At 67.2% G+C, this 23,427-nt stretch carries 26 protein-coding genes; 10 read left to right on the top strand and 16 right to left on the bottom strand.

The features are described 5' to 3' along the window. The first annotated feature begins 76 nt into the window (after positions 1–76). The 4 genes from prmC to L1F06_RS19730 all read left to right on the top strand — a co-directional run bounded on the left by prmC (position 77) and on the right by L1F06_RS19730 (position 3,107). Positions 77–910 (top strand): peptide chain release factor N(5)-glutamine methyltransferase, encoded by an 834-nt coding sequence (gene prmC, locus L1F06_RS19745; RefSeq protein ID WP_129481789.1) that lies wholly within the window; start codon positions 77–79, stop codon positions 908–910. A gap of 4 nt (positions 911–914) precedes the next feature. Continuing rightward, positions 915–1,664 carry a molybdopterin-synthase adenylyltransferase MoeB gene (locus L1F06_RS19740; RefSeq protein WP_129481827.1) on the top strand — a complete coding sequence of 250 codons (750 nt, stop codon included), beginning with the start codon at positions 915–917 and terminating at the stop codon, positions 1,662–1,664. A gap of 33 nt (positions 1,665–1,697) precedes the next feature. Continuing rightward, positions 1,698–2,489: a glutamate racemase gene (gene murI, locus L1F06_RS19735; RefSeq protein WP_129481788.1), complete on the top strand. Its 792-nt coding sequence runs from the start codon at positions 1,698–1,700 to the stop codon at positions 2,487–2,489. Positions 2,490–2,591: 102 nt separating this feature from the next. After that, positions 2,592–3,107: an acyloxyacyl hydrolase gene (locus L1F06_RS19730; protein ID WP_003246979.1), complete on the top strand. Its 516-nt coding sequence runs from the start codon at positions 2,592–2,594 to the stop codon at positions 3,105–3,107. Between the two features lie 81 nt (positions 3,108–3,188). On the opposite strand, the gene L1F06_RS19725 is transcribed toward L1F06_RS19730, so the two are convergent. The 11 genes from L1F06_RS19725 to L1F06_RS19675 form a co-directional block, all read right to left on the bottom strand. Beyond that, entirely contained in the window at positions 3,189–3,713 is a 525-nt protein-coding gene (locus L1F06_RS19725) for a DUF2878 domain-containing protein (protein WP_011921128.1), read from the bottom strand. After that, on the bottom strand, positions 3,706–4,980 hold the full coding sequence (locus tag L1F06_RS19720) for an SAM-dependent methyltransferase (RefSeq protein WP_003246977.1): 1,275 nt from the start codon (positions 4,978–4,980) through the stop codon (positions 3,706–3,708). The genes L1F06_RS19725 and L1F06_RS19720 overlap by 8 nt, the downstream gene beginning before the upstream one ends. Further along, on the bottom strand, positions 4,967–5,767 hold the full coding sequence (locus L1F06_RS19715) for a DUF1365 domain-containing protein (RefSeq protein WP_129481787.1): 801 nt from the start codon (positions 5,765–5,767) through the stop codon (positions 4,967–4,969). The genes L1F06_RS19720 and L1F06_RS19715 overlap by 14 nt, the downstream gene beginning before the upstream one ends. Then, a complete protein-coding gene (locus L1F06_RS19710) occupies positions 5,767–7,014 on the bottom strand; it encodes an NAD(P)/FAD-dependent oxidoreductase (RefSeq protein ID WP_129481786.1) in 1,248 nt (415 codons plus the stop codon). Before L1F06_RS19710 ends, L1F06_RS19715 begins: the two co-directional genes overlap by 1 nt. Then, a complete protein-coding gene (locus tag L1F06_RS19705; RefSeq protein WP_129481785.1) occupies positions 7,011–7,766 on the bottom strand; it encodes an SDR family NAD(P)-dependent oxidoreductase in 756 nt (251 codons plus the stop codon). The genes L1F06_RS19710 and L1F06_RS19705 overlap by 4 nt, the downstream gene beginning before the upstream one ends. Continuing rightward, on the bottom strand, positions 7,763–8,185 hold the full coding sequence (locus tag L1F06_RS19700; RefSeq protein ID WP_003246973.1) for a nuclear transport factor 2 family protein: 423 nt from the start codon (positions 8,183–8,185) through the stop codon (positions 7,763–7,765). Before L1F06_RS19700 ends, L1F06_RS19705 begins: the two co-directional genes overlap by 4 nt. After that, the gene (phrB, locus tag L1F06_RS19695; RefSeq protein ID WP_129481784.1) at positions 8,182–9,615 is read right to left on the bottom strand and encodes a deoxyribodipyrimidine photo-lyase; all 1,434 of its coding nucleotides are present in this window, start codon (positions 9,613–9,615) and stop codon (positions 8,182–8,184) included. Before phrB ends, L1F06_RS19700 begins: the two co-directional genes overlap by 4 nt. Then, on the bottom strand, positions 9,603–10,559 hold the full coding sequence (locus tag L1F06_RS19690) for a MerR family transcriptional regulator (RefSeq protein ID WP_129481783.1): 957 nt from the start codon (positions 10,557–10,559) through the stop codon (positions 9,603–9,605). Before L1F06_RS19690 ends, phrB begins: the two co-directional genes overlap by 13 nt. Before the next feature lie 5 nt (positions 10,560–10,564). Next, a complete protein-coding gene (locus L1F06_RS19685; RefSeq protein ID WP_003246970.1) occupies positions 10,565–11,515 on the bottom strand; it encodes a YbgA family protein in 951 nt (316 codons plus the stop codon). Between the two features lie 245 nt (positions 11,516–11,760). Beyond that, the gene (locus L1F06_RS19680; RefSeq protein WP_003246969.1) at positions 11,761–11,991 is read right to left on the bottom strand and encodes a TIGR02450 family Trp-rich protein; all 231 of its coding nucleotides are present in this window, start codon (positions 11,989–11,991) and stop codon (positions 11,761–11,763) included. Further along, positions 11,988–12,974 carry an NAD(P)/FAD-dependent oxidoreductase gene (locus L1F06_RS19675; protein ID WP_129481782.1) on the bottom strand — a complete coding sequence of 329 codons (987 nt, stop codon included), beginning with the start codon at positions 12,972–12,974 and terminating at the stop codon, positions 11,988–11,990. Before L1F06_RS19675 ends, L1F06_RS19680 begins: the two co-directional genes overlap by 4 nt. Before the next feature lie 203 nt (positions 12,975–13,177). On the opposite strand from L1F06_RS19675, the gene L1F06_RS19670 reads away from it, so the two are divergent. The 4 genes from L1F06_RS19670 to L1F06_RS19655 all read left to right on the top strand — a co-directional run bounded on the left by L1F06_RS19670 (position 13,178) and on the right by L1F06_RS19655 (position 17,513). Next, the gene (locus tag L1F06_RS19670; protein ID WP_003246967.1) at positions 13,178–14,080 is read left to right on the top strand and encodes a TIGR01777 family oxidoreductase; all 903 of its coding nucleotides are present in this window, start codon (positions 13,178–13,180) and stop codon (positions 14,078–14,080) included. Positions 14,081–14,092: 12 nt separating this feature from the next. After that, positions 14,093–15,115, top strand: a complete 1,023-nt coding sequence (hemH, locus tag L1F06_RS19665; protein WP_129481781.1) for a ferrochelatase — start codon at positions 14,093–14,095, stop codon at positions 15,113–15,115. A gap of 164 nt (positions 15,116–15,279) precedes the next feature. After that, on the top strand, positions 15,280–16,611 hold the full coding sequence (locus L1F06_RS19660; protein ID WP_003246965.1) for a spinster family MFS transporter: 1,332 nt from the start codon (positions 15,280–15,282) through the stop codon (positions 16,609–16,611). Positions 16,612–16,742: 131 nt separating this feature from the next. Next, the gene (locus tag L1F06_RS19655) at positions 16,743–17,513 is read left to right on the top strand and encodes a hypothetical protein (protein ID WP_011921137.1); all 771 of its coding nucleotides are present in this window, start codon (positions 16,743–16,745) and stop codon (positions 17,511–17,513) included. A gap of 6 nt (positions 17,514–17,519) precedes the next feature. Here the strand turns inward: L1F06_RS19655 and L1F06_RS19650 are convergent, their stop codons facing one another. Together L1F06_RS19650 and L1F06_RS19645 are read right to left on the bottom strand one after the other, a co-directional pair. Continuing rightward, a complete protein-coding gene (locus tag L1F06_RS19650) occupies positions 17,520–18,245 on the bottom strand; it encodes a substrate-binding periplasmic protein (protein ID WP_129481780.1) in 726 nt (241 codons plus the stop codon). 79 nt (positions 18,246–18,324) lie between these two features. Then, positions 18,325–18,666: a zinc ribbon domain-containing protein YjdM gene (locus L1F06_RS19645; protein WP_003246962.1), complete on the bottom strand. Its 342-nt coding sequence runs from the start codon at positions 18,664–18,666 to the stop codon at positions 18,325–18,327. A gap of 468 nt (positions 18,667–19,134) precedes the next feature. On the opposite strand from L1F06_RS19645, the gene L1F06_RS19640 reads away from it, so the two are divergent. Then, on the top strand, positions 19,135–19,914 hold the full coding sequence (locus L1F06_RS19640; RefSeq protein WP_011921140.1) for a gamma-glutamyl-gamma-aminobutyrate hydrolase family protein: 780 nt from the start codon (positions 19,135–19,137) through the stop codon (positions 19,912–19,914). A gap of 28 nt (positions 19,915–19,942) precedes the next feature. On the opposite strand, the gene L1F06_RS19635 is transcribed toward L1F06_RS19640, so the two are convergent. Both L1F06_RS19635 and L1F06_RS19630 read right to left on the bottom strand, forming a co-directional pair. Next, entirely contained in the window at positions 19,943–20,896 is a 954-nt protein-coding gene (locus L1F06_RS19635; protein WP_129481779.1) for a DMT family transporter, read from the bottom strand. Between the two features lie 23 nt (positions 20,897–20,919). Continuing rightward, complete coding sequence (locus L1F06_RS19630) at positions 20,920–21,351, bottom strand: carboxymuconolactone decarboxylase family protein (protein ID WP_129481778.1); 432 nt, start codon at positions 21,349–21,351, stop codon at positions 20,920–20,922. Between the two features lie 140 nt (positions 21,352–21,491). Here L1F06_RS19630 and pdxR point away from each other — a divergent pair, with 140 nt between their 5' ends. Continuing rightward, the gene (gene pdxR, locus L1F06_RS19625) at positions 21,492–22,919 is read left to right on the top strand and encodes a MocR-like pyridoxine biosynthesis transcription factor PdxR (protein ID WP_129481777.1); all 1,428 of its coding nucleotides are present in this window, start codon (positions 21,492–21,494) and stop codon (positions 22,917–22,919) included. Here pdxR and L1F06_RS19620 read toward each other — a convergent pair. Beyond that, the gene (locus L1F06_RS19620) at positions 22,913–23,386 is read right to left on the bottom strand and encodes an LEA/WHy family protein (RefSeq protein ID WP_129481776.1); all 474 of its coding nucleotides are present in this window, start codon (positions 23,384–23,386) and stop codon (positions 22,913–22,915) included. The two genes, pdxR and L1F06_RS19620, sit on opposite strands and share 7 nt — an antisense overlap. Positions 23,387–23,427 lie beyond the last annotated feature (41 nt).

The raw sequence follows: 23,427 nt of genomic DNA, 5'->3' as shown, positions 1-23,427 counted from the left end.
CGGGCGAAGCGATGCTTCGCTATTTCCGCTCAAGCCCCGCAAGCGGGAGAGGGGAGAAAAGCAGTCAGGATGAACCATGGCCACCATCGAATCCCTGCTCGACAACGCCGACCTGCCCGACTCGCCCACCCCGCGGCTGGACGCCGAGTTGCTGCTGGCGGCCGCGCTGGGCAAACCGCGCAGCTACCTGCGCACCTGGCCGGAGCGCGAGCTGGATGATGAGCAGCAGGCGCTATTCCAGGCGAATCTAATGCGTCGCCGTCAGGGCGAACCGGTGGCCTATATCCTCGGCCACCAGGGTTTCTGGAGCCTGGAGCTGGAGGTGGCGCCGCATACCCTGATCCCGCGCCCTGACACCGAGCTGCTGGTGGAAACCGCGCTCGAGCTGCTGCCGGCGACACCTTTGACCGTGCTGGACCTGGGCACCGGCACCGGCGCCATCGCCCTGGCCCTGGCCAGCGAACGTCCGACCTGGCAGGTGACCGGCGTGGACCGCGTCGAGGACGCCGTGGCCCTGGCAGAGCGCAACCGTCAGCGCCTGCAACTGGACAACGCTGCGTTCGTGCATAGCCATTGGTTCTCTGCCCTGAGCGGGCAGCGCTACGGTCTGATTCTGAGCAACCCGCCCTATATCCGCGCCGACGACCGCCACCTGAACGAAGGCGACGTGCGCTTCGAGCCGAGCAGTGCCCTGGTGGCCGGCAGCGACGGGTTGGATGACATTCGTGCCATCATCCAGGCCGCGCCGGCGCACCTGCTGACGGGGGGCTGGTTGCTGCTGGAGCACGGTTTCGACCAGGCCGAGGCGGTGCGCGGGCTAGTTGCCGCCGCCGGCTTCGCCGAGGTGCACAGCCGGCGTGACCTGGGCGGCCATGAGCGCATCAGTCTGGGACGTTTCGACCATGAGTGACGATATGCTGAGCGATGACGAACTGCTGCGCTACAGCCGGCAGATCCTGCTGAAACAGATCGATGTGGACGGCCAGTTGCGCCTGAAACACGGCCGCGTGCTGATCGTCGGCATGGGCGGTCTCGGCTCGCCGGTGGCGCTGTACCTGGCCGCGGCCGGAGTCGGCGAGCTGCACCTGGCCGACTTCGATACGGTGGACCTGACCAACCTGCAGCGGCAGATCGCCCACGACACCGCCAGCGTTGGCCAGGCCAAGGTGGACTCGGCCATGGCGCGCCTGGCCGCGATCAACCCGCAGATCACGCTGGTGCCGCATCGTCAGGCGCTGGACGCCGACTCGCTGGCCGCCGCGGTGAGTGGCGTCGATCTGGTGCTGGACTGCTCGGACAACTTTTCCACCCGCGAGGCGGTCAACGCTGCTTGCGTCGCAGCCGGCAAGCCGCTGGTATCCGGCGCGGCGATTCGCCTTGAGGGGCAGCTCTCGGTGTTCGATCCGCGCAACGCCGCCAGCCCCTGCTATCACTGCTTGTACGGTCATGGCAGCGAAGCCGAGCTGACCTGCAGCGAGGCCGGCGTGGTCGGCCCGCTGGTGGGCCTGGTGGGCAGCCTGCAGGCGCTGGAGGCACTCAAGCTGCTGGCCGGTTTCGGCGAGCCGCTGGTGGGGCGCCTGCTGCTGATCGATGCGCTGGGTACGCGCTTTCGCGAGTTGCGGGTCAAGCGCGACCCAGTCTGCGAGGTGTGCGGTGGGCGCTAAGGAAAGGCTGCGTAGTCGTGGGGATGATTTGAAATGAATCAGTCGCAGGCGCCGGTCGGCGTTTTCGATTCGGGGGTCGGCGGCCTGTCGGTGCTGCGCGAGATTCGCCAGCTGCTGCCCAATGAGTCGCTGCTCTATGTCGCCGACAGCGGCCACGTGCCCTATGGCGAGAAGAGCGCGGAGTACATTCGCGAGCGCTGCGTGCTGATCACCGAGCACCTGCTGGCGCAGGGCGCCAAGGCGCTGGTGCTGGCCTGCAATACCGCCACCGCGGCGGCGGCTGCCGAGCTGCGCGAGCGTTATCCGCAGTTGCCCATCGTCGGCATGGAGCCGGCGGTAAAACCGGCGGCGGCGGCGACGCGCAGCGGCGTGGTCGGGGTGCTGGCCACCACCGGTACCTTGAAAAGCGCCAAGTTCGCCGCGCTGCTCGACCGTTTCGCCAGCGACGTGCGAGTGATCACCCAGCCTTGCCCGGGGTTGGTGGAGTGCATCGAGGCTGGTGCGCTGCAGGCGCCGGCCACCCGCGAGCTGCTGCAGGGCTATGTCGAGCCGCTGCTGGCCGAGGGCTGCGACACGCTCATTCTGGGGTGCACCCATTACCCCTTCCTCAAGCCGCTGCTGCACAGCCTGGTGCCGGACTCGGTGAGCCTGATCGACACCGGTGCGGCGGTGGCGCGCCAGTTGCAGCGCCTGCTCGGGCAGCACGAGCTGCTGGCCACGCCGCCGGCGCAGGCGACCCGCTACTGGAGCAGTGGCGATATACAGCGCATGCAGGCGGTATTGCCGCTGCTACTGGGCGAACAGGCGCAAGTTCACGTATTTTAAATATGCGAACTAGTTTTATTGGGACCTTTGCTAACAACAGCGGTCTCTATGATTGCAATCTGGAACACTCGTTCAAGCTCACTTCTCGAGAAGGAATAGTTCATGAAGAAGCTATGCGCTGTGGCTGCCTTTGCAGCTTTGACCGTGGGGCAGTTGGGGGCAGTACAGGCTGCGGACGTGACCGCTGCCATCGGCCAGAGCGGCGATTCCACCATGGTGTATCGCCTGGGGGCTCAGTGGGACTGGGACAGCAGCTGGCTGCAGAGCAGCTATGGCCGCCTCACCGGTTATTGGGACCTGGGGTATACCTACTGGGACGGTGACGAGACGGCGAGCAACCACAGCCTGTCGTTCTCCCCGGTGTTCGTCTACGAATTCGCCGGGCAGAACGTGCGCCCGTACATCGAAGCGGGCATCGGTGTTGCCGCCTTCTCCAGCACCGAGCTGGAAAGCAACAAACTGGGCTCTTCGTTCCAGTTCGAGGATCGCATCGGCGTCGGCCTGCGTTTCGCTGGCCAGGAGATCGGCCTGCGCGCCGTGCACTATTCCAACGCCGGCCTGAAGAACCCCAACGACGGTGCCGAAGCGTACACCCTGCACTACCGCACCAGTTTCTGATCCGTTTCGGCAGACAAAAAAGGCCGGGCAGCGATGCCCGGCCTTTTTCGTTCGGCGTTCGTCAGCCCGGCGACGCTGGCATCACCTCTGCTGCAGGCGCAGGCGCTGTTCGTACTGCGCGCGATACAGCTTGGCGAAGCCGTGCAGCACCGGCATCACCACCGCCCAGACCGCGGCCAGAATGGCCAGGGTCGGCCAGGTGCCGAGCGGCAGGGTGACCCCGGCGATCTGCGCGCCACCGTAGTAGGCCAGTGGCGCGGCGACGGCGCCGAGCAGGCTGCCGCGCCACCAGGGCTGCGCGGTCCAGGCCAGGCAATGATTCAGGGTGGTGGCCAGCAGCAGCCAGAGCAGGGCCAGCCACAGCGGGATCAGCTGGCGCGGCTCGCCGAAATCGAACACGCCGAGGTTGAGCAGGAAGCTGTCCAGCGCGCTACCGGCGAGAAACACGCTGAGCAGCAGCTTGCCCTCGGCCGCCCAGCTACTGACCCACAGCAGGTGCACGGCAACGATCGCCGCCACCGGCAGCAGCCACAGGCTGTCGCCGGCAAACACGCAGATCAGCCAGCCGAGCTGGAACAGGAGGGCATTGGCGATCAGCTTAGGCATCGAAGTTTCCTAACAGGGGAGCAGGGCGAGCCGCCGGCTTGGCCAGCAGCAGTTGGGCGGTGCCAATGGTGCGTTCGAGGAAGCCTCCCTCGCAATAGCACAGGTAGAACTCCCATAGCCGGTAGAAGTAATCGTCGTAGCCCAGCTGCTCCAGACGCTGCCTGGCGTTGCGCAGGTTGTCGTGCCACTGGCGCAGGGTGCGCGCGTAGTGCAGACCGAAGTCCTCCATGTGGTGCAGGTTGAGGTCGGTATGCCGGGTCACCACTTCCAGCATCTTGTGCACCGAGGGCAGCGCGCCGCCGGGGAAGATGTAGCGCTGGATGAAGTCCACCGACCTGCACGCCTGCTCGTAGCGCTGATCGCGGATGGTGATGGCCTGCAGCAGCATCAGCCCCTGGGGCTTGAGCAGGCGCGCGCACTGCTGGAAATAGGTGGGCAGGAAGCGGTGGCCGACCGCCTCGATCATTTCGATGGAGACCAGCTTGTCGTACTGACCCTCGAGGTCGCGATAGTCCTCCAGCAGCAGGGTGATGCGGTCTTCCAGGCCCAGCTCGCGGATGCGCTTGTGGGTATGCGCGTGCTGCTCGCGCGACAGTGTGGTGGTGGTCACCCGGCAGCCGTAGCGGGTGGCGGCATGGATGGCCATGCTGCCCCAGCCGGTGCCGATCTCCAGCAGGTGGTCGGTGGGCTTGAGGTCGAGCTTCTGGCAGATGCGTTCGAGCTTGTTGAGCTGCGCCTGCTCCAGGCTGTCGTCCGCGCCGCGGAACATGGCCGCCGAGTACATCATGGTGGGGTCGAGAAACTGCTCGAACAGCTCGTTGCCCAGATCGTAGTGAGCGGCGATGTTGCGCCGCGAGCCCTGGCGCGTGTTGCGGTTGAGCCAGTGCAGGCCGCGAATCAGCGGGCGGCCGAGGCGGGCCAGGCCGCCTTCCATGGCGTCCAGCACATCGAGGTTGGCAACGAACACGCGGATTACCGCGGTCAGCTCCGGCGTGCTCCAGTAGCCGTGGATATAGGCCTCGCCCGCGCCGATGGAGCCATTGCCGGCCACCAGGCCCCAGACGGCCGGGTCGTTCACCCTGATCTCGGCACGCAGCTCGCTCTGCGGCGTGCCGAAATGCAGAGTTTCGCTGCCTTCCTGAATCAGCAGCTGGCCGTGGTGCAGGTTTTCCAGCTGGCGCAGGACGGCACGCCGCAGCAGGCTGGCACCAATGCCGTTGCCACTGCGTACCAGGCTTCTGGTGGGGGTCAGACTAGAGCTCTTCATGGGGCGAGTCCTTCACGTGCGGGCGGGCAACGCGGAAGCTGCCTTCCGCGGGGGAGTGGTCGAAGATCGGTATGCGCTTGAACAGCAGGCGCAGCGCCTGCCAGTAGATGGCCGCCAGGGTCTTGCCGGTCATCCAGGGAAAGCTGAGCAGATAGCGGTGCAGGCTGGCGCGATCCAGAGGCTGGCGGTGCAGGCTGAGGCTGGCGTCGAACAGCTTGGTCGCACCCTGCCAGTCGGCCATGTGCACGCCGAGGCGTTCGCCCACCGCGCTGAAGCTCATGCGGTACTCCAGCTCACGCGGCAGAAAGGGCGAAACGTGGAAGGCCTTGTCCACGCTGACCTGGTGGCGCCCCTCACCATCGGCCGGCAGCACGTAGTGATAACGCTCGCGCCATGGCGTATTGCTGACTTCGCAGAGGATGGCCACCAGGCGCTCTGCGGCGTCGTGACAGTAGAAGATGCTCACCGGGTTGAAGGCCAGGCCCCAGCTGCGCGGCTGCGTCAGCACGCAGATGCGACCTTGCGGGCGCGTGCCCAGTGCCTGCTCTACCCGATTGCGCACGGCCTCGTGCAGCGCCATGCCCTGGCGGGTGGACTCGGGCAGGTAGTCGGTTTCACGGAAGGCGAATGGCGCGAAGCGGCCGGCGCCGGCCAGCTTGGAGAGGGCGAACAGCTGCGCCTGTTCGCTCAGGTCGAGGTACAACAGACCCATGCGATAGCGAAAGGCATGGGCGCGCGGGGCGAAGCGGCGATGCTGCACCCAGCCGCTGTACAGGGCGCTGTGCATCACAGCGCCTCACCGAAGGCGCGGGCCACGCGCAGCGCACTGATCACCCCGTCCTCGTGAAAGCCGTTGGCCCAGTAGGCGCCGCAGTAGTAGCTGTGCTGGGCGCCGAGCAATTCTTCCCAGCGCGCCTGGGCGGCGGTGCCGGCCAGGCTGTATTGCGGATGGGCATACTGGAAGCGCGCGAGAATCTTGCTCGGGTCGATGGCGGCGGTCTGGTTGAGGCTGACGCAGAAGGTGGTATCCGCCGCGATGCCCTGCAGGATGTTCATGTTGTAGGTGACCGCGGCCGGCTGGCTGCTGGGACCGCCGAGGCGATAGTTCCAGCTGGCCCAGGCCAGCTTGCGGCTCGGCAGCAGGCGCGTGTCGGTGTGCAGCACCACGTCGTTGTCGGCGTAGGGCAGGGCGCCGAGGATGTCCTGCTCGTCCTGGCTGGGCTTGTCCAGCAGGGCCAGGGCCTGATCGCTGTGGCAGGCAAACACCACCTTGTCGAAGCGTTCGCTGCCGGCGGCGCTGTGCAGCGTCACCCCACTCTGGTCACGCTCGACTCGCGTCACCGGGCAGTTCAGGCGGATGCGTTCGGCGAAGCTGGCACTCAGCGGCGCCACGTAGCTGCGCGAGCCACCTTCGATCACCTGCCATTGCGGCCGGTCGTTGACCGACAGCAGGCCGTGGTTCTTGCAGAAGCGCACGAAGAACTGCAGGGGAAACCCGAGCATGTCCTGCAGCGACATCGACCAGATGGCCGAGCCCATCGGCACCACGTAATGCTCGATGAAGCGGCGCCCGTAGCCGTTGCGCTCCAGGTACGCGCCCAGCGTCAGATCGCTGCCGATGCGCCCGCTGGCGAGGTCGTCCTGGGTTTCGCGGTTGAAGCGCAGGATGTCGCGCAGCATGCCCCAGAAGGCCGGCGACAGCAGGTTGCTGCGCTGGGCGAACAGGGTATTGAGGCTGTGCCCGTTGTACTCCACGCCGCTGGCCGGATCGCTGACCGAGAAGCTCATCTCGGTGGGCTTGTAGCCGACCCCGATCTGTTCCAGCAGGCGGATGAAGTTGGGGTAGGTCCAGTCGTTGAACACGATGAAACCGGTGTCGATGGCGTAGCGCTGGCCATTCACCTCGACGTCCACGGTGTGGGTATGGCCGCCGACCCAGTCGCTGGCCTCGAACACCTGGATGTCGTGCTTGCGATTGAGCAGGTAGGCGCAGGTGAGCCCGGCGATGCCGCTGCCGATGATGGCGATCTTCATGGAGTGTCCTCGTTACGCGCCAGGCGACGGCCGATGGCCAGTTGCAGCCTGCTGGGCAGGCTGCCGAGCAGTTTCAGTACGGCGATGAAGGGAGTAGGGAAGGCGATTTCGTGCGGGCGCTTGTCCAGGCGTTCGGCGATGTACCGTGCGGCGCGCTCCACCGGCCAGCGCATGGGCATGGGGAAGTCGTTCTTCTGCGTCAGCGGCGTGTCGACGAAACCGGGGCTGACCAGGGTAACGTCGATGCCCTCGGCCGCCAGGTCGATGCGCAGGGTCTGCAGCAGGTAGCGCATGGCTGCCTTGGAGGCGCCGTAGGCTTCGGCACGGGGCAGCGGCATGAAGGTCACCGAGCTGCCGACGCCGACCAGATGCGGGCCTTCGCCGCGGCGCAGCAGGGGCAGGGCGGCCTCGATGCAGTAGCCGGCGGAGAACAGGTTGGCGCGCATCACCCGCTCGATCATCGCGGCCTCGAACTGGCGCACCTCGACGTACTCGCAGGTGCCGGCATTGAGGATCACGCAATCCAGGGCGCCCCACACCTGCTCGATGCGCTCGCCGATGGCGCGCACCTGCTCGGCGTCGGTCAGGTCGCCCGGGGCCACCAGCACCCGCTCGCCATAGCGGGCGGCGAACGCCTGCAGCGGGCCGCTGCTGCGCGCGCTGAGCGCCAGGCGGTGGCCGGCGCGCAGCAGTTCTTCCGCCAGTGCGGCACCGATGCCGCTGCTGGCGCCGGTCAGCCAGATACGTTTCATGCCAGCCTCCGTTTCAGCCAGGCGATCACGCTGCCGAGTACGGGCAGGTGCTCGTAGAGCAGGGCACCGGCGTCGAAGTAGTCGCGGTGCCGATAGACGCGGTCGCGCCAGAGCAGGTGCGAGCAACCCTCCACCGCGATCTCGGCGCCGCCGCGCAGACGCGGATGGCGGTAGCGCATGGTCCAGCGTAGGTAGCCTTCGCCTTCCGCCACCTGGTCGTAACCGTGGAACTCGAAGCGCAGCGCCTCGACATTGGCGTACAGCTCGGCGAAGTAGCGGCGCACGGCGGTGAGGCCGTGCACCTCATGCAGCGGATCGCGAAACAGCACGTCGTCGCTGTACAGCTCGCCGAGCAACTCGAGGTTGTCCTTGTTCAGCGCGGCGAAGCGCGTGGCGAAGCTGGCCAGGAAGTCGCTCATGCGGGCACCTCCTGGCCGAGGTTTCTGAACGCCGCCAGGGCGCGTTCGCGCGAGCGCGACAGATCGACGATCGGCCGTGGATAGCCGGCCGGGGCGAACAGCCCGCCGAGGCTGGCCGGGTCATGGATGTCGCGCTTGTTCAGGCCGGCCAGCTCCGGCAGCCAGTGGCGGATGAAGCGTCCCTCGGGGTCGAACTTCTGCGACTGGCTGATGGGGTTGAAGATGCGGAAGTAGGGCGCCGCATCGGTACCGGTGGAGGCGCTCCACTGCCAGCCGCCATTGTTCGCCGCCAGGTCGCCGTCGATCAGGTGGCGCATGAAGAAGCGCTCGCCCTCGCGCCAGTCGATCAGCAGGTTCTTGGTCAGGAACATAGCGACGATCATGCGCAGGCGGTTGTGCATCCAGCCGGTCTCGAGCAGCTGGCGCATGGCGGCATCGATGATCGGCAGGCCGGTGCGGCCCTGCTGCCAGGCGGCCAGTTCCTCGGGCGCGCGGCGCCAGGCCACGGCCTCGGTTTCCGGGCGGAAGGCGCGATGCCGCGAGACGCGCGGGTAGCCCACCAGGATGTGCTTGTAGAACTCGCGCCAGAGCAGTTCGTTGACCCAGGTGACGACGCCCGCATTGCCGCTGTCGAACTCGCCGCGGTTGGCGGCCAGTGCGGCGTGCAGGCATTGACGCGGCGACAGCACGCCGGCTGCCAGGTAGGGCGACAGCTGGCTGGTGCCGGGCAGCGCGGGGAAGTCGCGTTCATCCTTGTAGTAGCCGATCTGCTCGTCGGCGAAGCGCTCCAGGCGCTGGCGGGCGGCCTCTTCGCCGGCCGGCCAGAGGCTGCGCAGCTGCTCGCTGGGCATCGCGAAGCCGTCCACGGCCTGGGGAATCGCGTCGCTGGCGAGGGGCGTGGGCGCCTGCGCCACGGGCCGGGCGACCCGGCCGGGCAGGGCCATGTGCAGGTGCTCGTAGCAGACCTTGCGGAACTGGCTGTAGACCTGGAAGTAGCCGCCGGAGCGGGTCAGGATGCTGCCGGGCTTGAACAGCAGCTGGTCGAGATGGCTGTGCCAGGCGATGTCCTGCTGGGCCAGGTAGGCGGCCACGCAGCGGTCGCGCAGGCTTTCGTTGATGCCGTACTCCTCGTTGGCATGCACCGCGCAGACGTTGTGCTGGTGGCAGACCTCGGCGATCACGGCCGGCGCCTGGTTCCAGTCCTCGCACTGACGAATCAGCAACGGCACGTTGAGGGCGGCCAGCGCCCGGCTCAGCTGGGCCAGGTTGCGCAGCCAGAAGTCGACCTTGCACGGGGCATCGTCATGGCGCTGCCACTGGCCGGGGGTGACCAGGTACAGCGCTATGGTCGAGCCCCTGCTCATGGCCTGGCTCAGCGCGGTGTTGTCATCGATCCGCAGGTCGCTGCGGAACCACATCAGTTGCTGCATGAGTTTACCTCTCGGGCGCCGAGCAGGCCGTGACGCTGCAGCCAGGCGTGCGCGGCGAGCGGGTCGACCGCCGACTGCAGGTCGGCCAACGCGTCGCGGTGAATGTGGGCCGACGGGCCGGCGATCAGCACCGGTACCGGGCTCTGTGCGGCCAGGCGTGGCAGGTGGCGGCGCAGCAGAGCGCCGTCCAGCGTCTGCTCGGCGTACAGCAGCAGCGCGCGCGGGGCGATCTGCTCGACGGCGGTCAGCAGTTCGCCAGGCGGCAGCGGCCAGTCGAACACCTCCACCGGGCAATCGCTGGCGCTGGCCAGCCAGGCGCTGAGCCACAGCCCCGGCTCCATCGGCGCCTCGCCGAGGTTGATCAGCAGCAGCGGCGCCCCGCCGAGCTGACGGTTGCCGTGGTAGATGCGGGTGGCCAGCTTGCTGCGCAGCCAGGAGAAGAAGAACACCTGCTCCAGCCGTGCACCGAACTGGCCCTGCCAGCGCTGGCGCAGATCGCCGAACAGCGGCCAGAGCAGCTGTTCGGCCAGGGTGCTGGCCGGATACAGCGCCAGCGCGGCATTGAAGCGCTCGTCCAGACGCCGCTCGTTGAGCTCGGTGATGCACTCCAGCAGCTCGTTGCGCTGGCGGCTCCAGTTGTCGGTGCTCGGCGCCTGCGGCGTATGGCCGTGGTCGAGCAGGGCCTTGACCTGGCCCACCGCCACGCCCCGCGCCAGCCAGGCGAGGATGGCGTGGATGCGCTCGAGGTTGGCCGGTGAGTAGAGGCGGTGCCCCTTGGGCGTGCGGTACGGCACGATCAGGCCGTAGCGGCGTTCCCAAGCGCGCAGGGTGACGGCATTGATGCCGGTGCTGCGCGCCACCTCGCGGATGGGCAGGTAGCCCTGGTCGAGGATCTGCCGGTAGTCGTTGCCGGCTTCTTCGCCGGCCATGCTTTCGGTCGTCATGGGCATTACAGGGCGTTGCGCAGGCTGAGTGGTTCCGGATGCGGCTGCAGGTACGCCTGTTCGGCGATGTAGCGATGCGGATGGCGGCGGAAGTGATGCTTGAGCAGGGTCAGCGGCACCACCAGCGGCACGATGCCCTGGCGGTACTGACCGATCAGCTGCTGCATTTCCCGTTTGTCGTCGGCGGACAGCGCATGCTTGAGATAGCCGCTCAGGTGCTGCAGCACGTTGCTGTGGGTGCCGCGGGTGGCGCACTTCTTCAGCGCGCTCATCAGCTCGCTGAAATAGCGCGGCGCCAGTTCGGCCAGGTCATGCTGGTGCAGCTCGCCGAGCAGGCGGCCGAGCGTCTTGTAGCGCACCGGGTCGGTGGCCATCAGCAGGTACTTGTAGCGTGAGTGGAAGGCGATCAGCGCGTGGCGGCTGAGGCCCTGCTGCAGCAGTTGCTGCCACTCGGCATGGGCATAGACGCGGGTGATGAAGTTCTCTCGCAGCACCGGGTCGTTGAGGCGGCCGTCTTCCTCGACGGGCAGATCGGGGTGGCGGGCGCAGAAGGCGGCGGCGAAGATGCCGCGCCCCGGCTCGCTGGGCCGGCCGCCGTCCTGGTAGACCTTGACCCGCTCCAGGCCGCAGGACGGCGACTGCTGCATGAAGATGAAGCCGCTGATGCCCTGCAGCTCCGCGGCCATGCGCTCGCCGTAGGCGGCCAGGGCATCGGTGACATCGCGCGAGCGATCGACCGTGCCGACGGCGCGCGGCGCCTGCGGGTCGCCTACCAGGCGGATCGGCTCGCGTGGCACCGACATGCCGATGCCGACTTCCGGGCAGACCGCGACGAAATCGAAATGCTCGGCCAGGCTGCGGCTGCACAGCCGCGACAGCTTGTGACCGCCGTTGTAGCGTACCTCGGCGCCCAGCAGGCAGGCACTGATGCCCAGTTTGGCTTTGTTCGCAGGCATGGTTCGACCTCGATGAACTTGTACATTTGTTGGTGCATGTACAATTTCAGTCCATCATAGGTGTGTAGCTGTACAAGTCAAATGATTTGTACAGGTCTGGTATCGCTTTTGTTCGGTGCGAGATTTTGCCTGCGACCGGCCGCGAGGCGACGCATCGCGTCCGCAGGGTGGAGGCGATGGGCTATGGCGGAGAAAGGGGTGGGATGAACCTCAGAGCGCGCAGAGCAGGGCCGGCGCAGACGTGCTCAGCGCCAGCCTTGCTGCCAGCGCTCGGTGTCCTGCAACTGGCGCCAGTCCAGCTGCTGGCTGCGCCGGGTCAGCACGGCCTGCAGTTCCACGGCGAGGATGTTGTCCTCTTCGTCGCGGATCAGCTCGGTGACCAGAAAATGCCGTTCACGATTCTGCGGCCGTGCTGCCGTCCATTTCGACAGCAGCAGCTTGCGCGGGTTGAGGCGGCGCTTGTCGGCGCCGCTCATGCCAGGTGTTCGAGCAGACGGCGGGCGGCGTCCTGGCCGCTGAGCCAGGCGCCCTCGACCCGGCCCGACAGGCACCAGTCGCCGCAGGCGTACAGGCCCAGGTCGGCATCGGCCAGCGCCCCCCACTGGTGAGCCTGCGCCGGACGGGCGTAGAGCCAGCGGTGGGCGAGGGTGAAGCTCGGCGCCGGGACCGCACAGCCGATCAGCTCGGCGAAGGCGCCATGCAGATGCTCGATCACCGTCTCCTTGGCCAGGTCCAGATGCTGCCGGCTCCAGGCGCTGCTGGCATGCAGCACCCAGGTGTCCGGGTGATTGTCGCGGCCGGGCTTGCTGCGGTTGCGCGCCACCCAGTCGAGCGGACTGTCCTGGATGAAGCAGCCCTCGACGCGGGTATCCAGCGGCGTGTCGAAGGCCAGGGCCACCGCCCAGGTCGGTTCCATCACCACGCTGGCCGCCACGCCTGCCAGCTTCGGCGCGCAAGCTAGCAGCGCACTGGCCTGGGGCGCCGGGGTGGCGACTATCACGTGGCTGAAGGGGCCATGGCTGTTGCCGTCCGCGTCCTGCAGGCTCCAGTGGCTGCCGCCGCGGAACACCTCGGTGATGCGGCAGGAGAAGTGCACCGGCAGGGCGCCGAGCAGGGCGCGGCTGATGGCGCTCATGCGCGGCGCGCCGACCCAGCGGACCTGCTCGTCGGGTGAGGGGCTGAGTTGGCCGGCCTGGCTGTTGTACAGCTCCGGCGCCCAGGTTTCGGCCCAGCCGCGGTTCTGCCACTGCTGCACCACTTCGACGAAGCGGCGGTCGCGGGCGGTGAAGTATTGCGCGCCGAGATCCAGGCTCCCGGCATCGCTGCGCTTGCTGGCCATGCGCCCGCCGCTGCCGCGGCTCTTGTCGAACAGCTCGACGTCGTGGCCGGCGGCGTGCAGGGCCTGGGCGGCGGAAAGTCCCGCGATGCCGGTGCCGATGATGGCGATGGGTGCGTTCATGGTTACCTCGTCAGCGCTGAATGCATTACAGGCTACGGTTTGGACAAGAGCTATACAAGAATGTTTTCATGTACAGCTGTCGTGAGCGGCGCTCCCTCTTTCTTTAGGTTTAGGACAAACGCGGCGTTCGATAAAGGCACGTATGCCTGTCATAAACCAGACTAAAGGTGAAGTCTCATCAATTGCCATGCGAGGACGATGCCATGCATATCCTACTGACCGGCGGTACCGGCCTGATTGGGCGTGCGCTTTGCGCGCACTGGGTCGAGCACGGCCATCGCCTGACGGTCTGGAGCCGTGAGCCGGGCAAGGTAGCCGGCCTGTGTGGGCCTACGGTGCGGGGGATCGGGCGGCTCGAGGAGCTGGCCGAGGAGCCGCTCGATGCGGTGGTCAACCTGGCCGGTGCGCCCATCGCCGACCGCCCCTGGAGCAGCAAGCGCAAGGCGCTGCTGTGGGCCAGCCGCATCGGCCTGACCGAGCAGCTGCTGAACTGGCTCAAGAGCCGCGAGCAGCGTCCGGCGCTGTTGCTGTCGGGCTCGGCGGTGGGCTGGTACGGTGATGGCGGCGAGCGTGAGCTGCACGAGGACACGCCGCAGGTCACCGACGATTTCGCCGCGCAGCTGTGCGGCGCCTGGGAAGAAACTGCACAACGCGCCGAGGAGCTGGGTATGCGCGTGGTGCTGGTGCGTACCGGTCTGGTGCTGAGCGCGGACGGCGGCATGCTCAAGCGTCTGCTGCTGCCGTTCCGGCTCGGGCTGGGCGGGCGTCTCGGCGACGGCCGGCAGTGGATGCCGTGGATCCATATCGCCGACCAAATCGGCCTGATGGATTTTCTCTTGCAGCAGGAGGCCGCCCAGGGTCCCTATAATGCGTGCGCGCCGTTGCCGGTGCGCAACGCCGAGTTCACCAAGGCGCTGGGCCAGGCGTTGAGCCGGCCGGCCATTCTGCCGGTGCCGGCGTTCGCCCTGCGTGCCGGTCTTGGCGAGTTGTCCGAGCTGCTGCTTGGCGGCCAGCGCGCCGTGCCGAAGCGTCTGCTCGAGGCCGGTTTCAGTTTCCGCTTCACCCATCTGGATGTGGCCCTGGCCGATCTGCTGGGCCACCCCTGACTAGGATTTCGCATGACCGATCACGCATTGTTGCTGGTTAACCTGGGTTCGCCCGCGTCCACCGAAGTAGCCGATGTCCGCCGTTACCTCAATCAGTTCCTGATGGATCCCTACGTGATCGATCTGCCGTGGCCGCTGCGCCGCCTGCTGGTGTCGCTGATCCTGATCAAGCGTCCGGCAGCGTCGGCGCATGCCTATGCCTCGATCTGGTGGGATGAAGGCTCGCCGCTGGTGGTGCTCAGCCGCCGCCTGCAGGAGGCGATGAAGGCGCATTGGTCGCACGGCCCGGTGGAGCTGGCCATGCGTTATGGCGAGCCGTCCATCGAGGCGACCCTGCAACGCCTGGCCGACCAGGGCATTCGCCAGGTGACCCTGGCGCCGCTCTACCCGCAGTTCGCCGACAGCACCACCACCACGGTGATCGAGGAGGCCAAGCGCGTGGTGCGTGAGCGCGGCCTGAACCTGCGCTTCTCCGTCCTGCCGCCGTTCTACGACCAGCCGGAATACCTCGATGCCCTGGTGGCCAGTGCCAAGCCCTATCTGGAGCAGGGCTTCGACCACCTGTTGCTGAGCTTTCATGGCCTGCCGGAGCGCCACCTGCACAAGCTCGACCCCAGCGGCCATTGCCTGAAGGGCGACGACTGCTGCCGCACCGCCTCACCTGCGGTGCTCGCCACCTGTTACCGCGCGCAGTGCCTGCGCAGCGCCGAGCTGTTCGCCGAGCGCATGGGCCTGCGCCCGGAGCAGTGGTCGGTGAGCTTCCAGTCGCGTCTGGGGCGCGCCAAGTGGATCGAGCCCTACACCGAGACCCGCCTCGACGAACTCGCCGCGCAGGGGGTGAAGAAGCTGCTGGTGATGTGCCCGGCCTTCGTCGCCGATTGCATCGAGACCCTGGAGGAGATCGGCGACCGCGGCCGCGAGCAGTTCGTCGAGGCCGGTGGCGAGAGCCTGCAGCTGGTGCCCTGCCTGAACGACCACCCGGACTGGGTGGCGGCACTCAAGGTCCTCTGCGAGCGGGCGCCGCAAGCCCTCTGATGCATGCCTCTGCCCGCCGTGGTGAAGCATTCGCTGCGGCGGGTATGAAGCATTCGCCCGCCTGATAACACCTTCGAGCGATACTCAGCGCCGTTTATATCGTCCTAAGCTGACGCCACTTTCAACCGCCGCGCACCGCGTCAGCGGTGCCGAGGAGAGCGTCCGTGCATAACAACAATAACGGCTATCCCTCCAGTGCCCGCGCCTGGGTCACTGTCGCCATCCTGATGGTGGCCTACGTGCTGTCCTTCGTCGATCGGCAGATTCTCAACCTGCTGGTCGAGCCCATCCGCCGCGACCTGATGATCAGCGACACGCAGATGAGCCTGCTGATGGGCCTGTCCTTCGCCCTGTTCTACACCGTCTGCGGCATTCCCCTTGGCCGCGTCGCCGACACCCGCAGCCGGCGCGGGCTGATTGCCGTGGGCATCCTGTTCTGGAGCGCCGCCACCGCCGCTTGCGGCATGGCCAAGATGTACTGGCAGTTCCTGCTCTGCCGCATCGGCGTCGGTGTGGGCGAGGCGGCGCTGTCGCCGGCTGCCTATTCGCTGATCGCCGACAGCTTTCCCGCCGAGCGCCGGGCCACGGCCATCAGCGTCTATTCCATGGGCGTCTACCTGGGCTCGGGGCTGGCCTTCCTGGTCGGTGGGCTGGTCATCCAGTTCGCCTCGGCGCAGGGCGACGTGACCCTGCCGGTGCTGGGTGAAGTGCGTCCCTGGCAGCTGATCTTCCTGATTCTCGGCGTCGCCGGCGTGCTCTTCACCCTGCTCATGCTGGCGGTCAAGGAGCCCGCGCGCCGCGGCGCCGGTGCCGGCGTGGCGGTACCGCTCAGCGAAGTGGGGCGCTACATTCGCGCCAACCGCCGCACCGTGCTGCTGCACAACTTCGGTTTCGCCGGCCTGGCCTTCGCCGGCTACGGCAGCGCCGCCTGGGTGCCGACCTTCTACATCCGCACCTACGGGTGGGACGCCGGCCAGGTGGGCATCGTCTATGGCTGCATCGTCGCGGTGTTCGGCTGCCTGGGCATCGTCTTCGGCGGGCGTCTGGCCGACTGGATGGCCAAGCGCGGGCGCAGCGATGCGAACATGCGCGTCGGTCTCTACGCTGCCCTGGCCGCGCTGCCGCTGGTGCTGCTGTTCCCGCTGATGGACAGCGCCCTGTGGGCCAGCGTGCTGCTGGCGCCCACGGTGTTCTGCCTGAGCATGCCGTTCGGCGTGGCGCCGGCGGCGATCCAGGAGATCATGCCCAACTCGATGCGCGGCCAGGCCTCGGCCATCTACCTGTTCGTCATCACCCTGATCGGCCTGGGAATAGGCCCGACCGCCGTGGCCCTGGTCACCGACTTCGTCTTCGCCGACGACAACGCGCTGCGCTATTCGCTGCTGATCGTCACCACCCTGGCGGTGCTGATGTCCATCATCCTGTTGGCCAAGAGCCTGAAACCCTACCGCGAGAGCGTGACGCGTCTGGAGCAGTGGGCGGCGAGCCCGGCCTGAGTCGGCCCGGTCGCGGCGGCGGATGGTGCTTTCATGCGTTGCCGCACGGGCCAGATGGAAATTTTGCGCTTTACTGAGCTTCTGAGTGATGCCCGCGCCAATCCGGCCCGGGCTAGCCAGGGAGCCAGAGGATGGGAGCGAGGCCTGGGCCTGCCGTCTGGGGCGGGCAAGCGAAGGCGGTTGCGTATTGGCAACGGTGCTTGCCCGGGCTGGCTTTGCTCCTGCTGATCGGCGGTTGCAGCGGTCGCCTGGACAACGACTCGATCCTGCATACGCGCAGCCCGGTGAAACCGGCCGAGCTGCTGCAGACCGACGTGGACCGCATGGCCACCCTGGCCATGCGCAACAACCTCAACAGCCTGTACCGGCTGATGAACAAGCTGTACCAGCGCAACCCGCGCGAATGGCGCAAGAATGCGCACCCCGACAGCGCCGCCGCCGAGCGCGCCATCCAGCATGCCATCGAACACAACCTGGACTGGCCGACCCTGGGCGGCCGGCGCGACGTCGCCGCGCTCGACTACGCCCTGAGCCCGGGCTTTCAGGGCGACCGGGTGGCGGCCTTCACCTATGCCATCGGCAGCATGCTGGTGACGGCGCATGGCGGGCGCACCGAGTTCTACCTGACCGACAGCTTCAATGCGCAGTTCATCCACAATGCCGCGCGCAATCTGGAAAAGGCCGCCTGGATGCTCGGCCAGCGCCGCGACGCCAGTGGCCAGCCGCTGCTGCTCTCCAACGAAGTGTCCGAGCAGGGCAGCAACCTCAGCTATGCGGTGGAGTTCGGCAAGATGGTGGCGCGTCTGGACCTGCTCACCCACGTGCTGGAAGAACGCTATCGACGCATGGGGGCCAATTATGCGCAGAGCCTGTTCCTGCTGAACTTCCTGCCGGTGCAGTAGCGGCGCTCACGGCGCCCAGCGCTGCTGGATTTCATCCAGCTTGCCGGCATTGCGCAGGCGTACCAGCGCCTCGGAGAATTGCCGGGCACGTTCGATGTCGCCCTTGGCGAAGGCGACGAAGCGCGGCATCTGGATCAGCGGGCGAGGCAGGATGCGCACCTGATCCTGGGCGCGCTGCTCATGCACGAAATACTGCAGCTGCACGCGGTCGCCGACGATGATGTCGATGCGGCCGGCCAGCAGCATCGAGACCAGCTGGCGCGGATTCTGCGCGCTGGTGTCGCGCGCCAGGTCGGCGCGGTCGAAGTGCTCTTCGTAGACATAGCCGCGGACCTGGCCGATGACATAGGGGGCGAAATCGTCCAGCGTCTGCCAGTCGCTGATGGCGGTCTTGGCGGTGGTCATGAACACGGTCGAGCCGCTGCGCAGCGGGCCGACCAGCTCGTACTGTTCCTGACGCTGCGGGGTGCCGGCGAACTGAAAGGCCATCTGCACCTCGCCGCGATCGAGCATGCGCTTGACCCGTTCCCAGGGGTAGAGGCGGATTTCGTAGGCGACCCCGGCCTCGCGCAGCACCGCATCGACCAGTTCCACGTCCAGGCCGTGCGGCGTGTCGTCCGCGTCGGTGACGAAGCTGTAGGGCGCGAACTGTTCGTCGCCCACCACCCGCCAGGGTTGCGCGGCAGGCAGCGTTGTAGTCGACAGCAGCAGAGCGAGCAGCAGATGGCGCATGGCGGTTCCCTCGTGAATGGCCTGTGTTCAGGCTAGCCAAGTTCCGTGAGGGTGTGGGGCCGCATGCGCCCTTTGCGAGTCAGACCTTGCGCACGAACTCCGACTTGAGCTTCATCGCGCCGATGCCATCGATCTTGCAGTCGATGTCGTGATCGCCATCCACCAGGCGGATGTTCTTCACCTTGGTGCCAACCTTGACCACCAGCGACGAGCCCTTGACCTTGAGGTCCTTGATCACGGTCACGCTGTCGCCGTCCTGCAGCGCATTGCCCACCGAGTCCTTGATCACACGGCTTTCGTCGGCTGCTTCGGTGCCGTCGCCGGCTTGCCACTCATGGGCGCATTCGGGGCAGACCAGCTGGTCGCCGTCCTGGTAGGTGTATTCGGAGTTGCACTTGGGGCAGGGTGGCAGGGTGCTCAAGGGGTGTCCTCGGTGACGTTTTAAGAAACCGCATAGTGTATAGGGTTTTATCCTCGGCCGCCCGCGCTGCCGTGAGGGATGCCGGTCTGCATTGTTAAAAATATTGGACTTTCAGGCGGGGCGCTTATGCCGCCCTGTCCGCTGTGTGCGCCGTTTCATGGGGTTATAGGCTGAGCGGTGCGGCAAGTTTGTTTAACGAAACCCTGCTTATTTGTTTGACATATTTTACGGCTCGGGCAGACTGGCAGCAGATTCCGTTGCCGAACCGGGTAACGGGCAGCCCTGCTGCGGCCCCTCTCTGGATGGAGCTGACCCGGTTCGAGCCGCCGTCGGAAGGCGGCACCCTGGCTCAGGAGGAGCTGCGGTGCACGGGGTTAGCCAAACAGGCCTCAAGTGCGGCAGCAGCGACGTTCTGCTGGCCACGGGTCTGCACAGCAACGACAGGCCCGGCCTGTCCCAAGGTGACGTATGTCCGACAACAAGATCCGCAATACCCCTCGCAAACCCGTCGTGTTGATGTCCATGGGCGCTCAGGAGCGCAAGGGCCACGACTATCAGGTAATGACCCACAAATACATCCGCCCTCTGGTCGAGCTCTCCGGTTGCGTGCCGGTGCTGGTACCCACCTGCTGCGGTACGGATGACCTCGAGCAGTATCTGGACATGGCCGACGGCGTGTACCTGACCGGTGCCGGCAGCAACATCGATCCGGCGCTCTACGGCCAGGAGAACGAAACCCCGAACAAGGGCCAGGATCGCGATCGCGACCTGTTCGACCTGCCGCTGATCCGCGCGGCCATCGCCCGTGGCCTGCCGATCTTCGGCATCTGCCGCGGCATGCAGGAGATCAACGTGGCCCTGGGCGGCGACATCTTCCAGAAGGTCTATGCCGAGCCCGGCTACAACGACCATCGGGAAAACCCGGACGACCCGGTGGAGGTGCAGTACGCACCGCGCCACGCGGTTTACCCGGTGCCCGGCAGCTGGTTCGCCGAGTTGCTCGGCCAGCCGGAGATTCGCGTGAATTCCCTGCATGGCCAGGCCATCCGCAATCTGGGCCAGGGCCTCGAGGTGCTGGCCAGCGCCGAGGACGGCCTGATCGAGGCCATTCACGCCCCCAGCCTGTCGCCGTTCCTGTTCGCCGTGCAATGGCACCCGGAATGGCAGGCGGCGAGCAACCCGGATTCGGTGAAGATCTTCCAGGCCTTCGGCGAAGCCTGCCGCCGCCGCGTAGCCGAACACGGCTGAGCGGCGCAGGGCGTCCGGGACTGCTGATTCAGCGGCCCGGGGTGTCCGCAACGGGCGCGCTGTCCTGGCGCGCCTGCAACCGACTTCCCATCGCTGACCCGGACGGGCGCCGCCCCGGCCACGCACCCAGCGCAATCGCGCCGAGCACCAGCACCATGCCCAGGGCGTGGCTGGCGGCGAAGCGCTCGCCCAGTGCGAATACCCCTACCAGCGCCGCGCTCAGCGGCATCAGGCCGATGAACAGGCCGGCGACATTGGCCGCTACCCGGCTGATGCCGGTGTACCACAGCAGGAACGACAGCACGCTGGCGCTGAGGCTGTAGAAGCCCAGCAGCTGCCAGGTGGTGGAACTCGGGGCCTGCCAGTCGAAGCTCATCGCCTGTGGCCAGGCCAGCGGCAGAAACAGCAGCAGCCCCGCCAGATTGACGCCAAAGGCCATGGCCCAGGGATGCAGGCTCAGCGACAGGCGCCGCGAGTAGATGGCGAACAGCGCCTCGGACAGCACCGCCCCCAGCACCAGTGCGTTGCCCAGCAGGCTGGCGCTGCCGCCCTGGCTGCTCTCGAGCAGATTGAGCAAGGCCATGCCGGCTATCGCCAGGCCGATGGCCAGGCTGTTGCGCGCGGCGATGCGTTCGCCCAGCAGCAGCCACGCCAGCAACGCCACCAGGCTGGGGGTGATGCTCAGCACGATGCCGGCACTGGTGGCCGAGGTCAGCCGTACCCCGTGGAGGATGAACAGGCTGAACAGGAAGCAGCCGAAGAACGCCTGCAGGAACAGGCCGCCCGCCGCCTGGCGATCCAGTTGCCGCCGTACGGCGGGCAGCAGCATGCCGGGGGCCAGCACCAGGCAGGCGATGGCGAAACGCAGCAGGGCGAAGAGAAACACCGGCAGCTCATCGAGTATCGCCTTGCCGACGGCGATGTTGCCGCCGACCAGCAGCATCGACAGGGCCAGGCAGGTGTAGGCGAGTGCCGCGGGCATGCTGTGCATCCTTGCCTGATGAGTCATTCGGCCTTGAGTGCGAAACCGACGCCGAAGCGGTTCCAGGCGTTGATGGTGGCCACCGCCAGGGTCAGGTTGGCGATCTCGGCGTCGTCGAAATGCTCACCCAGCTCGGCATATTCGGCGTCGCTCGGGTGCTGGCTGCTGAGGCGGGTGAGGCTCTCGGTCCAGGCCAATGCCGCTCGTTCGCGAGCGGTGAAGTGCGCGCTTTCGCGCCACACGCAAACCGTCTGCAGACGCGCCTCGCTGGCGCCACCGCGACGGGCGTCATTGGCATGCATCTGCACGCAGTAGGCGCAGCCGTTGAGCTGCGAGGCGCGCAGACGCACCAGCTCCAGCAGGGGCAGTTCGAGGCCGCTCTGTTCGAGCACCGCTTCCAGGCCAAGCATGGCCTTGTAGGCCTGGGGCGAGGCCTTGCTCCAGTTCAGTCGCATCAGCTGTCTCCTTGATCCCGCTCGCGCCATGCGAGCACTGCAGCCAGGGTAGTGGGCGCTACGGACTGCAGAAATAGCCAATTTCGTTGAAATTCAGGAGGCCAATCTGTTGTGCTAGGGCCGTCACACCGGAGCCCGACATGGACCTGCACCTGAGCATCGACCCTGACCAGCCCCTCGCCGCCCAGCTGTATCGCCAGTTGCGCGAGGCCATTCTTGGCGGCCGCCTGCAGGCGGGGGAACGCCTGCCGCCGAGCCGCTACCTGGCCGAGCGCCTGCAGGTGTCGCGCAAGACGGTCAGCGAGGCATACGAGCAGCTGCTTGCCGAGGGTTTCACCAGCACCCGGGTCGGCAGTGGCACCTTCGTCAGCAGCCTGGCGCAGTCGGCCGCACCCACGCGCAGTGCCGCCACCAGCCTGCTGCAACCCGCGGCGCGCTGGCGGCGTCTGCCCGTGGCGCCGTTCGACAGCCCGGTGCAGGGCTGGCGCTACAACTTCGCCGGCGGCACGGTGAGCATGCGCCGCTTTCCCCTCGCTGCCTGGCGCACCAGCCTGCAGTACGCGCTGCGCCAGATGAGCCAGGGCAGCGGCTTCTATGCCGGCGTGCAGGGCCAGCCGGCGCTGCGCCAGGCCATTGCCCGCTATCTGGCGCTCAACCGCGCGGTGCGCTGCGACTGGCAGGATCTGCTGGTGACCCAGGGCGCGCAGCAGGGCCTCAGCCTGCTGGCCCAGGTGATGCTCGAGCCCGGCGATCGGGTGGCCATGGAGGAACCCGGTTACACCCCTGCGCGCAGCTGTTTCCAGAGTGCCGGGGCCGAGGTGATCGGCGTGCCGGTGGATGACGAGGGGCTGCGCGTGGACCTGCTGCCGGCCAACGTGCGCCTGGTCTACGTCACACCTTCGCATCAGTTTCCGCTGGGCATGCCGATGAGCCTGGCGCGGCGCCTGGCGTTGCTGGAGTGGGCGCGCGAGCACCGGGTGCTGATCATCGAGGACGACTACGACGGCGAGTTCCGCTTTCAGGGGCGGCCGCTGGAGGCGCTGCAGAGCCTGGATCGTCACGGACTGGTGGCCTATCTGGGGACCTTCTCCAAGACCCTCTATCCCCAGCAGCGGGTCGGCTATCTGCTGATGCCGCCCGGGCTGCACGAGGCGCTGGTGCAGGCCAAACTGCTTGGCGACCGGCACGGCGACAGCCTGCAGCAACTGGCGCTGGCGCATTTCATGGAACGTGGCGAGTTCGCCCGGCATACCCGACGCATGCAGCGGCTGTATGCCGAGCGCCGCGAGCATCTGCTGCTGCGTCTGCAGGGCGATCTGGCGACCTGGCTGCAGCCCATAGTACCGATGGCCGGCATCCATCTGGCGGCGCTGCTGCGTCCAGGTGTCGATCCCGAGCGGCTGGCGAGCGAGATGCGCAGCCGCAGCATTGGCCTGGATTCGCTGGCCGCCTTCTATCAGGGGCCGGCGCAGGCCGGACTGCTGTTCGGTTTCGGCTGCATCGAACTCGACGACCTGCAGGCCGGGCTGGACGAGCTGCGTCTGGCGCTGCAGGCGGCCTGTCAGTAGCCGCGCGGCGGCTCCGGCCAGTCCAGGGTGCCGCTGTCGCTGAAGCGGCGGGTGCCGAACAGGCCGCCGGCCAGCTTGCCGCGCAGCACGTAAGGTAGGCCCTGGCCCGGCTGGTAGCCGCTGGCGCCCCAGGCCTGGCGCATGGCCGAGAAGGCGGAAATGCTCACCGGCACGCTGACCAGGGTTTCGCCGAAACGCGGCACGCTGCCACGCTGGTCGCTCACCCCGCTGGCCAGCGGCCGGCCGTTGACCTCCAGATCCAGCGCCACGCCGTTGAAGTCCACTGCACGGTCGTTGGGGTTCTGCACCCGCAGCTTGACCGCGAAGCGTACCTCCAGGCCCTGGCCGGGCAGGGGCTCAAGGCCGACCAGGTCGATACGCAGCGGGTCGCGCTCGGTGAAACTGGCGCAGGCACCCAGCGCAGCGGCGAGCAGGACGACGAAACACAGACGAAGCAGGCGAGGCATGGCGATCTTCCCTGGCGGATTGGACTACAGCATAGAAGACC

Origin of the sequence: Pseudomonas hydrolytica, from assembly GCF_021495345.1 — a bacterium.
GTDB classification, from domain to species: domain Bacteria; phylum Pseudomonadota; class Gammaproteobacteria; order Pseudomonadales; family Pseudomonadaceae; genus Aquipseudomonas; species Aquipseudomonas hydrolytica.
This window is presented reverse-complemented; position numbering and strand designations above follow the sequence as displayed.